The organism is Streptomyces tubercidicus (assembly GCF_027497495.1).
GTDB classification, from domain to species: Bacteria; Actinomycetota; Actinomycetes; order Streptomycetales; family Streptomycetaceae; genus Streptomyces; species Streptomyces tubercidicus.
Genome location: NZ_CP114205.1, coordinates 285,506 through 299,387 on the forward strand (window position 1 = coordinate 285,506; position 13,882 = coordinate 299,387).

Sequence of the window (13,882 nt, forward strand, 5' to 3'; positions counted from 1 at the left end):
AAATCGGGCTCGTGCGCTTGTAAACAATCGGACACAAGAACACTCAAAATAGGTAAACCGCAGCAGTCGGGTTCAGCGTGCTCTAGCGTCACGTCCGACACGGGGGCGGTTGTGTGGCCGGGGGGCTCCAGCCGCGCCGGAAGTGAAGGGGACGACCAAGTGGGGGGCCATGGGGTTGTTCGAAGCTGCCGGAGCAAGGGTGATCGACTCACCTGCCGGGACAGCAAGGTTGGACCGCGCGCCGGAGCGCGAGGACAAGAGCAGGCACAGGCCGGCGGAACGGTGGCTGCGGCAGCTGGCGTTAGCCGTCGACGCGGCGGGCGCCCTGCTGCCGGTCGGGCTGCTCTGTGCCGTGACACAGCAGCCGCAGCCGCTGCTCACCTCGGTGCTGGCCGGGGCCGCGTGGCTGGCCGTCGGCGCATCGAAGAATCGATACAGCCGGGAGGCGGCGGCCGGTGACGACGCCGCGCTGCCGGTCTTACGGGACTGGCTGACCATGCTGGGCGTGCTGGCCGTCGTCTGCGTCGCGGCGCGGGTGGAGGTCTCGCTCAAGGTCTGTGTGCTCGCCCTGGTGCCGTGCCTGGCACTGGGCGTGGCCCGGCGCAGGCTCGTACGCCGCTATCTGGTGGCCGTCCGGCGTCGTGCGCAGGCGCTGCGCCGGGTGCTGATCGTCGGGGAGGCGGGCACCGTCGATGTGGTGCTCGCGGAGCTGGCGCACCGTACCGATCATGAATATGTCGTCGTCGGCAGCTGTCTCGTCGGCGAGGAGACCACCGATTCGGCGGTGGCCGTCCGTGCCCGGCTGGCTTCCGACGGGAATCTGCCCGAGGCGGCGCTGGACGGCGAGACCGTGCTGCGGTGCGCCGCCGACCTCGACGCCGATCTGGTCTTTGTGGCGCCGGGCCGTCAGCTGTCCGCGGCGCGGGTGCGCCGGCTCGCCTGGGCGCTGCACGACGGAGGGCGGAATCTGGCCATACTGCCGGGCCTGATCGATGTCTCGCAGCACCGGGTCCGGCTGGCGAAGGCGGCGGGGCTGACGGTGATGCACATAGACCCCGCGGCGCGGCGCGGGGTTCCGGTCATGCTGAAGCAGATCACGGACTGGCTGGGGGCACTGCTGCTACTGGTGCTGCTCTCCCCGGTGTTCGCCGTGGTGGCGGCGGCGATACGATTCTCCTCCGCCGGGCCGGTGTTCTACTGGCAAATACGCGTCGGCCAGGATCTGCGGCCGTTCCGGATGTGGAAGTTCCGCACGATGGTCGTCACCGCCGACCGGATGCGGGCCGCCCTGGACTCGTCGAACGAGCACGACGGGGCGATGTTCAAGATCCGGCGGGATCCACGGGTGACACCGGTGGGCCGGCTGCTGCGCCGCTTCTCGCTGGACGAACTGCCCCAGCTGTTCAACGTCCTGACCGGCCATATGTCATTGGTCGGCCCGCGGCCGCCGCTGCCCGAAGAGGTGGAGCGGTACGACGGGACCGAGCTGCGCCGGCTGTCCGTCAAACCGGGGCTGACCGGGCTGTGGCAGGTCAGCGGGCGGTCCGATCTCTCCTGGGACGAGACCGTCGCACTGGATCTGAGCTATGTGGACAACTGGTCCTACACCCGCGACATAGGGGTACTGGTCCGGACCGTACGTGCCGTCGTGGACGGGCGCGGTGCGTACTAGTACGAGGCGCCCGTGGTGTGCGTCCGGCGCCTCGCCGAGGGGCGGGCGCCGGACGCACGGCACGGGTCGGGGAGGGTTACGCGGTGGCGGGCTCCGAGCGCCACGCCTGATAGGTGCGGGCGATGCCGTCGGCGAGCGGGATGGTGGGCGACCAGCCCAGCGCACGCATCTTGCTGATGTCGAGCAGCTTGCGCGGGGTGCCGTCGGGACGGGACGGGTCGAAGGAGATCCGGCCCTCGTACCCCACCGCGGAGGCGACACAGGAGGCCAGGTCGGCGATGGTCAGGTCGGTCCCGCAGCCGACATTGACCGTGTCGTCGCCGTCATAGCGGCGCAGCAGCACCTCGCAGGCCGCGGCCAGATCGTCGACGTGCAGGAACTCGCGCAGCGGGGCGCCGGTGCCCCAGAGGGTGAGCTCCGGCAGCCCCTGCTCCTTCGCCTCGTGGAAGCGGCGGATGAGTGCGGGCAGGACGTGCGAGGTCTCCAGGTCGTAGTTGTCGCCGGGCCCGTAGAGGTTCGTCGGCATGGCGGAGATGAAGGAGGCACCGTGTTGCCGGCGGTAGGAGCGGATCTGGACGAGGCCGGCGATCTTGGCTATCGCATACGCCTCGTTGGTGGGCTCCAACGGACCGCTCAGCAGGGCGTCTTCGGTGATGGGCTGCGCGGCGTGCTTGGGGTAGATACAGCTCGATCCGAGGAACAGCAGCCGGCGCACCCCGGCCCGGTGCGCGCCCGCGATGACGCTGAGCTGGATGCTCAGGTTGTCCTCCAGGAACTCCACGGGGCGGGTGCTGTTGGCCATGATTCCGCCGACCTTGGCGGCCGCCAGGACGACGGCGTCGGGCCGTTCCGCGCGCAGATACTCCTCGGTGGCCCCGGCATCGCGCAGGTCGAGTTCCGCGCGGGGGCGGGTCAGTACGTCATAGCCCCGGTCGGACAGCCGCCGGGCGACGGCGGATCCGACCAGACCTCGGTGGCCCGCGACGAAGACACGAGCGGGCGTGGGCAGCAAGTCATCCATGGGGCGGATTGTGGCAGTCAACCCGATACGTTCACCGGCTATTTCAGGAAATATCTGCCGCTCCTCGCTCTCGACCGGGGGCAACGGAGCGGGTAGCGTCCACGCCCCGCGGTCCGCCGGCGCGTGGGCAATCCAGTAAGTCCGATCCCGATGTACATCACTTCTCGTGGGGGGAAGCCATGCCGAAAACCGCGGTCATCACCGGAATCACCGGTCAGGACGGGTCGTATCTCGCCGAATTACTGCTGAGCAAGGGCTACCAGGTGCACGGGCTGATGCGACGCTCGTCGAGCTTCAACACCGAGCGCATCGACCACATCTACCAGGACCCGCACACCCCCGACCGGCGGCTGCTGCTGCACCACGTCGATCTGTCGGACGGGGTGGCGCTGGTGAATCTGCTGCGCGATGTGCAGCCCGACGAGGTCTACAACCTCGGGGCCCAGTCCCATGTCCGGGTCTCCTTCGACGCCCCGCTGTACACCGGCGATGTGACCGGGCTGGGCGCCGTACGGCTGCTGGAGGCCATCCGGGCCAGCGGGGTGCAGACCCGGCTCTACCAGGCCTCGTCCTCGGAGATGTTCGGCGCCACCCCGCCGCCGCAGAACGAGGGGACGCCGTTCCATCCGCGCAGCCCGTACGGCTGCGCCAAGGTCATGGCGTACTGGTCCACGGTCAACTACCGCGAAGCGTATGGCCTGTTCGGGGTTAATGGGATTCTCTTCAACCACGAGAGCCCGCGGCGCGGTGAGACCTTCGTGACCCGCAAGATCACCCGCGCGGTGGCCCGTATCCAGGCGGGCCTGCAGGAACACCTCTACCTCGGCAACCTCGACGCGGTCCGCGACTGGGGTTACGCCCCGGAGTACGTGGAGGCCATGTGGCGGATGCTCCAGCGGGACGAGCCCGACGACTATGTGGTGGCGACCGGGGTGGCCGCGACCGTACGGGACTTCCTTCAGGCCGCCTTCGACGCGGTGGGGCTGGACTGGGAGCGCAGTGTGCGCTTCGACCCGAAGTATGAGCGGCCCTCCGAGGTGGACGCGCTCATCGGTGACGCGTCCAAGGCCAAGAGCCTGCTGGACTGGTCGGCGAAGGTGCAGTTCGACGAACTCGCCCGGATCATGGTCGAGTCGGACATACGGCAGCTGGAGGACGAACTCTCCGGCCACCGGGTGCGGGTGGACCGATGACGGTCACCGCCACCGACCGCCGGCTGCGCGGCTTCACCGGCGAGGGTTACGACAAGGGCCGGGGGGTGCTGACCCAGGTCGCCTGGTTCGTCGTGCTCAACGTCGTGTTCATGAAGTGGTGGTGCCCGCCGCGGCTGCGGCCCGCGCTGCTGCGGGCGTTCGGCGCCGAGGTCGGCGAACGGGTGCTCATCCGGCACCGGGTACGGGTGCAGTGGCCGTGGAAGCTGACCATCGGCGATGACGTCTGGGTGGGTGAGGACTCCTGGCTGATCAACCTGGAGCCGATCAGTATCGGCCATGATGTCTGTGTGTCCCAGGGCGCGCTGCTGTGCACCGGCAGCCACCAACGGCGGTCGCCCACCTTCGAGTTCGACAATGCGCCGATCCGTCTGGAGCCCGGGTCCTGGGTGGCCGCCCGTGCGATGGTGCTGCGTGGGGTCACCGTCGGGGCGGACGCGGTGGTCGGCGCGGGCGCGGTCGCCCACCGCGATGTGCCGCCGCGGGCCGTGCACACCACCGGAGGTGCCGTATGAGGATCACCCATGTCGTGACGCTGGTCAGCGATGACGGGGCCTACGGCGGTCCGGTGAGCGTGGCGACCGGGCAGCTGGGCGAACTGGCCGCGCGGGGGCACGAGGTGGAGCTGGTCTCGCTGTGGCGGGGCCGGAGCGCACCCCCGCGGTCGGTGGACGGGGTGCCGCTGCGCGCCCGGCGCGCCCGCACGCTGGTGCCGGGGCAGGGCTTCCTGGGCCTGTTCCACCCGGGGCTGCTGCCCGTGCTCTGGCGGCGGGCGGGCCGGGCCGACGCACTGCATCTGCACGCCGGGCGGGACCTGGTGTCGCTGGCCGCGCTGGCGGTGGCCGTGGTGCGCCGCCGGCCGTTCCTCGTGCAGACCCATGGCATGGTCCAGCCCCGCGGCTCGGCCGTGGCCCGGCTCTTCGACCGGGTGTATGTCCCGCTGCTGCGGCGGGCGACCGCGGCCCTGGTGCTCACCGACGAGGAGGAGGCCGGGCTGCGGCAGGTGCTGGGCCCGCGCGGACCACGGCTGGTCAGACTCCCCAACGGGGTCCGTTCCCGCCCGGTCGACGCGGAGCGGAGTACCACCGATGTGCTCTTCCTCGCGCGTCTGCAGGGCCGCAAGCGCCCGGAGTCCTTTGTGCGGATGGCGGCGCTGGTGCACCGCAAACGGCCCGAGGTGTCCTTCACCCTGCACGGTTCCGACGAGGGACGGCTGGCGGAGGTCCGCCGGCTGATCGCCGAGGAGGGGCTGGGCGAGATGGTGACGTACGGCGGGGCGCTCGATCATGACGCCGCGGTGCGGCGGACCGCGCGGGCCACCGTCTATGTGCTGCCCAGCGTCGACGAGCCGTTCCCGATGAGTGTGCTGGAGTCCCTGGCGGTGGGCACCCCGGTGGTCTGTACCGACAGCTGCGGGATCGCCGGTACGCTCCGGCGGCGCGAGGCCGCGCTGGTGACCGACGGGTCGCCGGAGCAGCTGGCGGATGCGGTGCTGCGGCTCCTGGAGGACCGGCCGCTGCGGGAACGCCTCACCCGGGCCGGGCATGTGGCCGTCGAGGCGGAGTTCTCGCTGGCGGCCGTGGCCGACCGGCTGGAGGAGTGGTACGGGTCCCTGGCCCGGCCCGGCGCACGGTGACGGCGGGGGCGGCGGGGGCCAGCGCCCCCGCCGCCTGCGGCTACCGCGCCGCCGTCCGGCCCTTCCTGGCGATCCGCAGCAGCTCGGTGATCCGCTCCAGACCGGCCCGGCTGCTCAGCCGCTCTTCGACGTACTGCGGGCCCCGGGCACCCAGCCGGGCCGCCCGCGCGGGGTCGTCGGCGAGCGCCCGGACCTCCGCCAGCAGCGCCTTCGGGTCCTCCGGTGCGAGCACCGTCCCGGCGCCCGCGCGCAGCACCTCCTGAGCGGTTCCCCCTTCGGCGGCCACCGAGGCGATCACCGGCCGGCCGGTCATGAAGTACGAGGTCAGCTTGGACGGCAGGCTCATATCGAGCACGGACGCCTTCTGGGTCACCGCGAGCACATCGGCGGCGGCCAGCACATCGGGGAAGTCCTCGGCACCGGCGGGCGGCAGGAAGGACAGCGCGGGGACATCCGCGGCGAGCCGTTGCAGATGCGCGCGCTGATTGCCGTCCCCCATGAGCACGAACCGCACGGGCGCGGCTTCCTGACCGGCCAGCCGCGCGGCCTCGACCAGCACCTCCAGGCCCTGTTTCAGGCCCATGTTCCCGGCGTGCAGCACCACGGTCTCCCCGTCGGACCAGCCCAGCCGTGCCCGGGTCCGGTCCCGGTCGCCGCTCGGGCCCGGCACATGCGTCCAGTTGGGCACCACATGCACCCGCGAGCGCGGCACGCCCATCGCCGTGACCCGGTCCACGAACGACTCGTGCACCACTCCGACGACGGCCGCCTGGCGCAGCACCCGCGCCTCCACCGCCCCGGCCAGCGCGGCGGCCCGGCCCCCGCCCTGGATACCGCTCTGTTCGGCGGCGGCTCCCATCAGGTCCTGGACGACCACGACATGCGGTACCCCGGCCTGCCGCGCCAGGCGTCCGCCGAGCACTCCCCCGGCCAGGCTGGGCATCTGGCTGAGCACCACATCGGGCCGGATACGCGGCGGTGTCAGGGCGCCATGGACCAGGATGCCGGTCTCGAACAGCGCCCGGCGCAGGGCGGTTTGACGCGACGGGACGGTGTGCCGCCGGCGGTGCACGGTCACCCCGCCGCGGCGCTCCCGGACCCGCCACCGGCCGCGGTAGCCGTCGGCCACCCGCCAGGCGGGGTAGTGCGGCATGCCCGCGAGGACATGGGTGTCGGCGCCGGATGCGGCCAGATACTCGGCGATCTGGGTCGAGTACGGCCCTATGCCGGTGTGTTCGGGTGCGTAGTTGGTCGAGACCACGAGCACGCACCGGCCCGCGAACGAGTCTTCCACTAAAGGCCCCCCTCTGGATGTGCGGTCATCGTAGGAGCCCGCCGGGGCCCGCGGGCGGTGAATTGGGTTGCGATTGTGTCCCGAAGGCGACCTTGTTTTACCGGTGTCCCTTAGATTGTGGTCGCTGGTGGGGAGTTGGGGGGAGGTGGGCCGATGCGGTACGGGAAACGTCCCGGCGGCGCGTTACCGGTGCGCGGTATCGCCGCACTGTGCTGTTGGGCGCTGCTGCTGGTGGCGCTGCTTCCGGTGCTGATCCTGCAGTCGCTCGACGCCCGCTTCAGTGCGGCGCTCGCCGTGCAGTGCGTGGTGGTGGTGCACACGGGTGCGGCGCTGGCCCGGGTGCTGACGGATGTGCGGGCGCGGCTGATTGCCCTCGGTTTCTGGCTCTTTTCCTATGTGTGGCTGGGACTTGCGCCGCTGGCGATGCTCGCGACGGACGCGTACCCGCGGGGCTTCGTCGTCGACGCGAACACCGCGTTCGTGACAACGGCCGTGGTGGAGACCGGACTTCTCGCCTACAGCGCGGGGTCGGCGGTGGCGTCCTGGCGGTCGGCGCGCAGCTCCACGGTCCTCGAACCGGTGCTGGCGCGGCGGCTGGCGCCGGGGCGGGTGCTGCTGCTGTGCGGTCTGGCGCTGCTGCTGGCGGTCGTGCTGATCCCGGGGCAGGGCGGACTGTCGGCGTTCTTCCTCAGCCGGCAGGCCGCCAACGAGGCCGCGGCGCAGGCGGCGCCGGCCGCGTCCGCGGACCGGGCGATGGCCGCCTGGGCCCTTTCGGTACCGGCTTTCTGGGCGCTGGTGGGGCTGTTACACGTACCGCGGTTCACGGCCGGTGACCGGACCCTGCGCGGCTTGCGGTGGCTGCTGCTCCCGCTGATGATCGCGGTGAACGGGGTGGTCAACAACCCGATCAGCCAGCCGCGTTTCTGGGCCGGTACGGTCCTGCTGGCGCTGGTGTTCAGCGCCTCCTGGCTGCGCGGGCCGCGGGCGTTCCGGATGGGTGCGGCGGCCGTGGCGGCCGTGGTGCTGGTGGTCTTCCCGTACAGCGACTACTTCCGCTACGACAAGCGGGAACCCGTCCATGTCGTGTCGCTCGCCGAGCAGTTCACGTCCAACGGCGACTATGACGCCTTCCAGCAGATCGAGACGGGTGTGGACTATGTCCGCACCCATGGCTACACCCCGACGGCCGCGCTGGGGCCGCCGCTGTTCTTCGTGCCGCGTGCCGTCTGGCCCGGCAAGCCCGACGACGCGGGCATCCTGCTCGCCCGGCACGCCGGCTATACCTTCGAGAACCTCTCCGCGCCACTGTGGATCGAGTCGTACATGTGGGCCGGCTTCCCGTCGGTCATCGCCGTCTTCGGGCTGATCGGCGCGGTGGGGCGGCGCATCGATGACCTCCGGCACCGGCTGCGGCGGCGCCCGGGGACCCTCGCGGCGCTGCTGGTGCCGGCCTTCGGCTTCTACCAACTGGTGCTGTTGCGCGGCAGTTTGATGGCCATCGTGGGGCCGCTCGCGCTGCTGGTCTGCATCCCGCTACTGATCACCCGTAAGCCGGGACGGCGGACCCTTCCGCCGTCCGGGGAGGATTCCGAGCCTGCCTCGACGCCCCCTGCGCACCGCGCCGCCTTGCCGCTACCCACAGGAGGAGCACGTACGTGAGCGTCATCGACGACCCCGCGGAGGAGCCGGACCAGATCCGGGACCAGCTGCGCCAGCTCTTCCGGTATCGCGCCCTGGTCGTGCTGGGGCTGGTGCTGGGCATGCTCGGCGGCGGCGCCGTCGCCCTGCTCGGTGCCTCGACCTATACCGCGACCGGCGAGGTCGTGGTCCATGCGATCAGTACGGCGCCCTTCGAGGCCGGCGGGGTCTCGGTGGACAAGCAGATCAGCATGGGCACCGAGCGGCAGATCGCGCAGAGCGCGTCGGTCGCGGCCGGTGCGGCCAAGGCGCTCAAGCTGACCGCGGATCCGGCCACGCTCCAGCGTGATCTGCGGGTGAGCAATCCGCCCGAGACCCAGACCCTGATGTTCGAGTACAGCGCGGACTCCCCGGACCGGGCGGCGCTGCTCGTCAACGCCTTTGTGCGGGCGTATCTCGACTACCGGCAGGACGCCGCGACGCAGCGGATAGACAAGACCGTCAGCAAGCTGAGCGCCGAACTCAAACCGCTGCAGGAGCAGCGCAAGGTGCTGGACCGGCGGATCGCGGCCGGGAGCGGGGGGCGGGCCACCGATGAGTCCGAGCGCAGCAATCTGGTGTCGGAGATAGCGGATCTGCAGGGGCGTATCTCCAGCCTGAAGTCCCTCGACACCACACCCGGCGACATTGTCCGCAAGGGCGATCCGCCGGCCTTCCCGTCCAGTCCCGGTCTCGCCCTGCTGCTGCTCGCCGGGGCGGTGGTCGGTCTGGTGCTGGGCATCCTGGCGGCCTGGGTCCGCTCGGTGCTGGAGCCGCGGGTCCGGTCGGTGGCGGATGTGCAGGACAATCTGCGGGCGCCGGTGCTGGGGATCCTGCCGCGCCGGCAGGGCGGTGCGGAGCTGCTGGAGGTCGGGGGGACCGGCCGCGGCAACCGGGCGGAGGCGTACCGGACGATCGCTTTCCGGCTGGTGCACGACCAGCGGTTCGCCGGACGCGGCAGTCTGCTGGTGGTCTCGCCCCGGGAGCACGCCGAGGCGGTCTCGGTCGCGGTCAATCTGGCCGGTGCGTTCGCCGAGATCGGCAATGACATCCTGCTGGTCGAGGCCGATCTGCGCACGCCGCAGCTCGCCCAGCGGCTGCCGCTGCACCGTGGTCACGCCCGTCCGGTGCCGGGCAGTTGGGCGGAGGGTGAGCGGCTCGCCGTGGACGCGGGGGTGGACGGGCGGTTCGATCTGCTGCCCGGCCGGGAGGTGCCCAACCCGGCGCGTGCGCTGTCCTCCCCGCAGTTCGCGCGGCTGCTGAACGCACCGTCCGGCCCGAACGAGAATGTCGTGGTCGTCACCGGTCCCCTGCTGTCGCACGCGGACGGGCTGGCCGTCGCCAAGCAGGCCGCCGGGGTCGTGGTGGTGTGTGATCTCAACGAGGTCCGCCGGGACGATCTGGACCGGGTGTGGGAGCTGATCACCGGCGCCGGCGGGCACATCCTGGGGGCGGTCCTGGACAAGGGCAGTCGTGGGACGTCGCTGCGCCGGCTGTCGGACGGCGGGCCGACGCACCGTAAGCGCGGCCGGGGCCGTCCGCGGGCCGCCGCCGTGCCACCGCCGCCGCGGCCGGGCCCGCCGCCCCCGCCGAGCCTCGGCCCGGTGCCGCAGGGCGGCCCGGCCGTCGACGCCGACACCACCTCGCTGCGCAGGTGACGGCGATCCGTCCGGCGGGCGCGGGCGGCGGGTCCGCGCCACGGGCGGCCGGTGGGGGCACCGGCGCCGGGACCACGGGCGGTGGGGCCACGGCCGACGCGCACGGGGCCGGTGGGCGCGGGTCCGGTGGGCGCGGGGTCGGCAGCACCGCCCGCGGCAGTCTGTTCGGTCTCGCGGGCTCGGCCGCCAACGCGCTGTTCGGGTTCGTCCTCGTCGCCGTCATCACGCATGGTCTCGGGGCGCGCGGGGCCGGTGCGGTCTTCACGGGGGTCGCGGCCTTCACCATCCTGAGCAATGCGCTGAAGCTGGGCGCCGATACCGCGCTGGTGCGCTTTGTCTCCCGGGATCTGGAGCTCAGCGGCGGCGCCGGTGTCCCGGGGCTGCTGCGGATCTCGGTCCTGCCGACGCTGCTGGCGAGCGCCGCGGGCGCGGCGGTGCTGCTGTGCTCCCCCGGGCTCGCCGGTCTGCTGCTGCCCGAGCTGGATCCGGGTCAGGCCGCGGCGCTGATACGGCTGTTCGCGGTCTTTCTGCCGGTGACGACGGTGGCGCTGGTGCTGCTCGGGGCGACCCGGGGCTATGGGTCGGTGGTGCCCTTCGTGGGCGTGGAGCAGATCGGCAAGCCGGCGCTGCGCGTACTGCTCGCGGTGCCGCTGGTGCTGCTCGCACCGAGCGTGGCCGGGCTCTCCGTGGCGTGGCTGGCGCCCGGGGTGCTGGGTGCGGTGGCCGCCTGCGTCTCGCTGCGCCGGTCCCGCCGCAGGCATCCGGGCTCCGGTCAACCACCGTCCCGGGCACGGGAGTTCTGGGCGTTCGCCGGGCCACGGGCGGTGTCCTCGGTCTTCGACATCACCGCGGTGTGGATCGGGGTGATTCTGCTGTCGGTGCTGCGCGGCGGCACCGACGCCGGGATCTACACGGCGATCGGGCGGCTGGTGACCGCGGGGTCGCTGCTCCAGCTGGCGATCCGGCTGGCGGTGGCGCCGCAGATCAGCCGGCTGCTGGCGGGCGACGACGTGCACGGGGCCCGTCGGCTGCACGCCTTGTCGACGCGCTGGATCGCACTGTTCTCCTGGCCCGCGTTCCTGGTCCTCGCCGCCTTCCCGCGGACCGTGCTGTCGCTCTTCGGGCCCGGCTTCGGCGGGGGCGCGACGGGGCTGGTGGTGCTGGCGGCGGCCTGTCTGGTCAATGTCGGCGTGGGCAATGCGCAGACGGTGATCCTGATGGCCGGGCGGAGCGTCTGGAATCTGGTGGTTGCCGGCGGCGCGTTCGTGGTCCAACTGGGCAGTGGGATCTGGCTGGTTCCGCGCTACGGCGTGCTGGGTGCGGCGGTCTCCTGGGGCTTGGCGATCGTGGTGGACAACGGTGCCTCCGCGCTGCTGGCCCGCTACCGCCTGGGCTTTCGCACCGTCGACCGGGGCTATCTGTACGCGGCGGTGGTCGGCGCCGTGACGGTGGCGCTCCCGGTGTTCGCCCTGCGCACGCTTTTCGGGGACACCGTTCCCGGCGCGCTTTTGGGAATTGTTTTAGCCATTGGGGCTTTCTGCGCGGCCGTCTGGCGCTATCGTTTGCCGCTGGGGGTAGGGGAGTTCTTCGGGGCGCTGCGCAAGCGCGGTCCGGGAAACTCACTGTGAACACTGGGCCCATTTCCGCACAGAACTCGTCGCGTTTCCACGTCCTACCCTGACAATTCCGATCGCGCCATGCTTCCAGGGGGGACCTGTGCGCCAAAGAAGCAGATCTGTCCATCTCTTGCTCGCCGCCGCTGTGCTCGGCACCGCGTCCACCGCCCTTTCCGCCGGACCCGCCCAGGCCACCGGCGAATCCACGCTCACCGCCGATCCGCTGAGCACCTGGCAGACCGACGGCATCGTGTGGGCCATGGCCTATGCCAAGGGCATCGTCTACGTAGGAGGCACCTTCAGCCATATCCGGCCACCGGGCGCCGCCCCCGGTGCCGCCGGAGAGCTCGCCCGTAAGAACTTCGCCGCCTTCGACGCCAAGACCGGTGAACCGCTGCCGTGCGCCCCGGCGTTCACCGGCGGCACCGGCACGGTCCGGGCCATGAAGGCCGCGCCCGACGGCTCAAAGATCTACATCGGCGGCTCGTTCGGGAAGGCCGGCCCGGTGGGCCGGTCCAACACGGCCGCCCTCAACACCGCCAACTGCACCATCGGGGCGGACTGGCAGCCGACGGTCAGCTCGACCGTACGGGCCCTGGACGTCACCGACGACACCGTCTACATCGGCGGCGGTTTCGACACCGTCCAGGGGCAGACCCGCGAGCGGATCGCCGCCCTGCGGCCCGACGGTGAGCTGCTCCCGTTCAAGGCGACGATCCGTGGTTCCTCGGTCGGCAACGACCCGACACCGGCGGTCAACGCCATCACGGTCGCCCCGCAGCTCAACAAGGTCATCATCGGCGGCCGGTTCACCTCGGTGAACGGCAGCTGGTCGACCGTGCACGCGCTGGCCGGGCTGGACGCGACCACCGGGCGGGTCGTCAACTCCTTCACCGGCTGGATTCCGCAGCGGTCGGCGGTCAAGGCGCTCGTCAACGACGGGACCAACTTCTATCTGGGCGCCGAGGGCACCGGCGGCGGGGTCTTCGACGGCCGCGCCGCGGGCCGGCTGTCGGACGGCGGGCAGCTCTGGAAGGACACCTGTCTGGGCGCCACCCAGGCCGTACTCCCGTACAAGGGCGTCCTCTACAGCGGCTCCCACGCGCATGACTGCTCCAACACCCCGGGCGGCTTCACCGACATCGGCAACCGCCAGCACTTCCTGGCGCAGTCGATCTCGGACAAGACGATCCTGCCGTGGTTCCCGGACACCAACGACGGGATCGGCGAGCAGATCGGCCCGCGAGCGCTGACCATGGCGGACGGCGTGCTGTGGGCGGGCGGTGAGTTCACCACCGTCAATGACACACCGCAGCAGGGCCTGACCCGGTTCTCGGCGGCGTCGGACACCGGGGCGCCGCAGGTGCCGCTGCTGAGCGGTGCGAGCGGGTCCCGGGGCAAGATCACGCTGAACTGGAAGGCCTCGTGGGACCGGGACGACGGTGTCCTGACCTACAAGATCTTCCGCGATGGCGAGTATCTGACCTCGGTCAGCCAGGACTCGCGCTACTGGAACCGGCCCAACATGAGCTACACGGACACCGTGCAGCCCGGGGAGCAGCACCGGTACTCGATCGAGGTCACCGACGGCACCAATGTGTCCGGGCGCAATGGCCCGGTCTATGTGACCGCCAGAAACTGACCGTATGCCGAGTGGGGGGTAAATGACGCACCGAGTAGGTTATGCGCCCGGGGTCTACGACCTATTCCACGTCGGGCATCTGAACATTCTCCGGCACGCCAAAAGCCAGTGCGACTATCTGGTGGCCGGTGTCGTCTCGGACGAAATGGCGGTGCAGGCGAAAGGGCAGGCACCGGTTATTCCATTGACCGAGCGGCTGGAGATCGTACGCAGCGTCCGATTCGTGGACGCGGCGTTCGTCGAGACGGTGCCCGATAAATTGGAGACCTGGCAGCAGGTGCGGTTCGACGTCATTTTCAAGGGCGACGACTGGCGGGGGACGAGCAAGGGCGACAAGCTCGAACGGGATTTCGCGACGGTCGGGGTCGATGTGATCTATTTCCCCTACACCGTGCACACATCGAGCACCCTGCTGCGCAAGGTGCTCGACGGGCGAGCGAATTCCGCGTGACCGG

At 71.1% G+C, this 13,882-nt stretch carries 11 protein-coding genes; 9 read left to right on the plus strand and 2 right to left on the minus strand.

Annotated elements, in window-relative coordinates:
* Positions 1-169 precede the first annotated feature (169 nt).
* Positions 170-1,672: a sugar transferase gene (locus tag STRTU_RS01250; protein ID WP_389853165.1), complete on the plus strand. Its 1,503-nt coding sequence runs from the start codon at positions 170-172 to the stop codon at positions 1,670-1,672.
* Positions 1,673-1,748: 76 nt separating this feature from the next.
* Here STRTU_RS01250 and STRTU_RS01255 read toward each other — a convergent pair whose 3' ends face one another.
* Positions 1,749-2,693 carry a GDP-L-fucose synthase family protein gene (locus STRTU_RS01255; RefSeq protein WP_269777245.1) on the minus strand — a complete coding sequence of 315 codons (945 nt, stop codon included), beginning with the start codon at positions 2,691-2,693 and terminating at the stop codon, positions 1,749-1,751.
* Positions 2,694-2,872: 179 nt separating this feature from the next.
* On the opposite strand from STRTU_RS01255, the gene gmd reads away from it, so the two are divergent.
* Genes gmd through STRTU_RS01270 form a run of 3 tightly spaced genes read left to right on the plus strand, consistent with a single transcriptional unit; the run spans position 2,873 to position 5,540 of the window.
* On the plus strand, positions 2,873-3,886 hold the full coding sequence (gene gmd, locus STRTU_RS01260; protein ID WP_269777246.1) for a GDP-mannose 4,6-dehydratase: 1,014 nt from the start codon (positions 2,873-2,875) through the stop codon (positions 3,884-3,886).
* A complete protein-coding gene (locus STRTU_RS01265) occupies positions 3,883-4,419 on the plus strand; it encodes a DapH/DapD/GlmU-related protein (protein ID WP_269777247.1) in 537 nt (178 codons plus the stop codon). The genes gmd and STRTU_RS01265 overlap by 4 nt, the downstream gene beginning before the upstream one ends.
* The gene (locus STRTU_RS01270; RefSeq protein WP_269777248.1) at positions 4,416-5,540 is read left to right on the plus strand and encodes a glycosyltransferase; all 1,125 of its coding nucleotides are present in this window, start codon (positions 4,416-4,418) and stop codon (positions 5,538-5,540) included. Before STRTU_RS01265 ends, STRTU_RS01270 begins: the two co-directional genes overlap by 4 nt.
* Positions 5,541-5,580: 40 nt before the next feature.
* Here STRTU_RS01270 and STRTU_RS01275 read toward each other — a convergent pair whose 3' ends face one another.
* The gene (locus STRTU_RS01275; protein WP_269777454.1) at positions 5,581-6,801 is read right to left on the minus strand and encodes a glycosyltransferase; all 1,221 of its coding nucleotides are present in this window, start codon (positions 6,799-6,801) and stop codon (positions 5,581-5,583) included.
* A gap of 186 nt (positions 6,802-6,987) precedes the next feature.
* Between STRTU_RS01275 and STRTU_RS01280 the strand changes: the two genes are divergently transcribed.
* The 5 genes from STRTU_RS01280 to STRTU_RS01300 all read left to right on the plus strand — a co-directional run bounded on the left by STRTU_RS01280 (position 6,988) and on the right by STRTU_RS01300 (position 13,878).
* Entirely contained in the window at positions 6,988-8,493 is a 1,506-nt protein-coding gene (locus STRTU_RS01280; RefSeq protein ID WP_269777249.1) for a hypothetical protein, read from the plus strand.
* The gene (locus STRTU_RS01285) at positions 8,490-10,169 is read left to right on the plus strand and encodes a CpsD/CapB family tyrosine-protein kinase (protein WP_269777250.1); all 1,680 of its coding nucleotides are present in this window, start codon (positions 8,490-8,492) and stop codon (positions 10,167-10,169) included. Before STRTU_RS01280 ends, STRTU_RS01285 begins: the two co-directional genes overlap by 4 nt.
* On the plus strand, positions 10,166-11,797 hold the full coding sequence (locus STRTU_RS01290) for an oligosaccharide flippase family protein (RefSeq protein WP_269777251.1): 1,632 nt from the start codon (positions 10,166-10,168) through the stop codon (positions 11,795-11,797). The genes STRTU_RS01285 and STRTU_RS01290 overlap by 4 nt, the downstream gene beginning before the upstream one ends.
* A 118-nt stretch (positions 11,798-11,915) precedes the next feature.
* The gene (locus tag STRTU_RS01295; protein WP_269777252.1) at positions 11,916-13,427 is read left to right on the plus strand and encodes a fibronectin type III domain-containing protein; all 1,512 of its coding nucleotides are present in this window, start codon (positions 11,916-11,918) and stop codon (positions 13,425-13,427) included.
* Positions 13,428-13,449: 22 nt separating this feature from the next.
* Positions 13,450-13,878, plus strand: a complete 429-nt coding sequence (locus tag STRTU_RS01300) for an FAD synthase family protein (RefSeq protein WP_269777253.1) — start codon at positions 13,450-13,452, stop codon at positions 13,876-13,878.
* Positions 13,879-13,882: the final 4 nt, after the last annotated feature.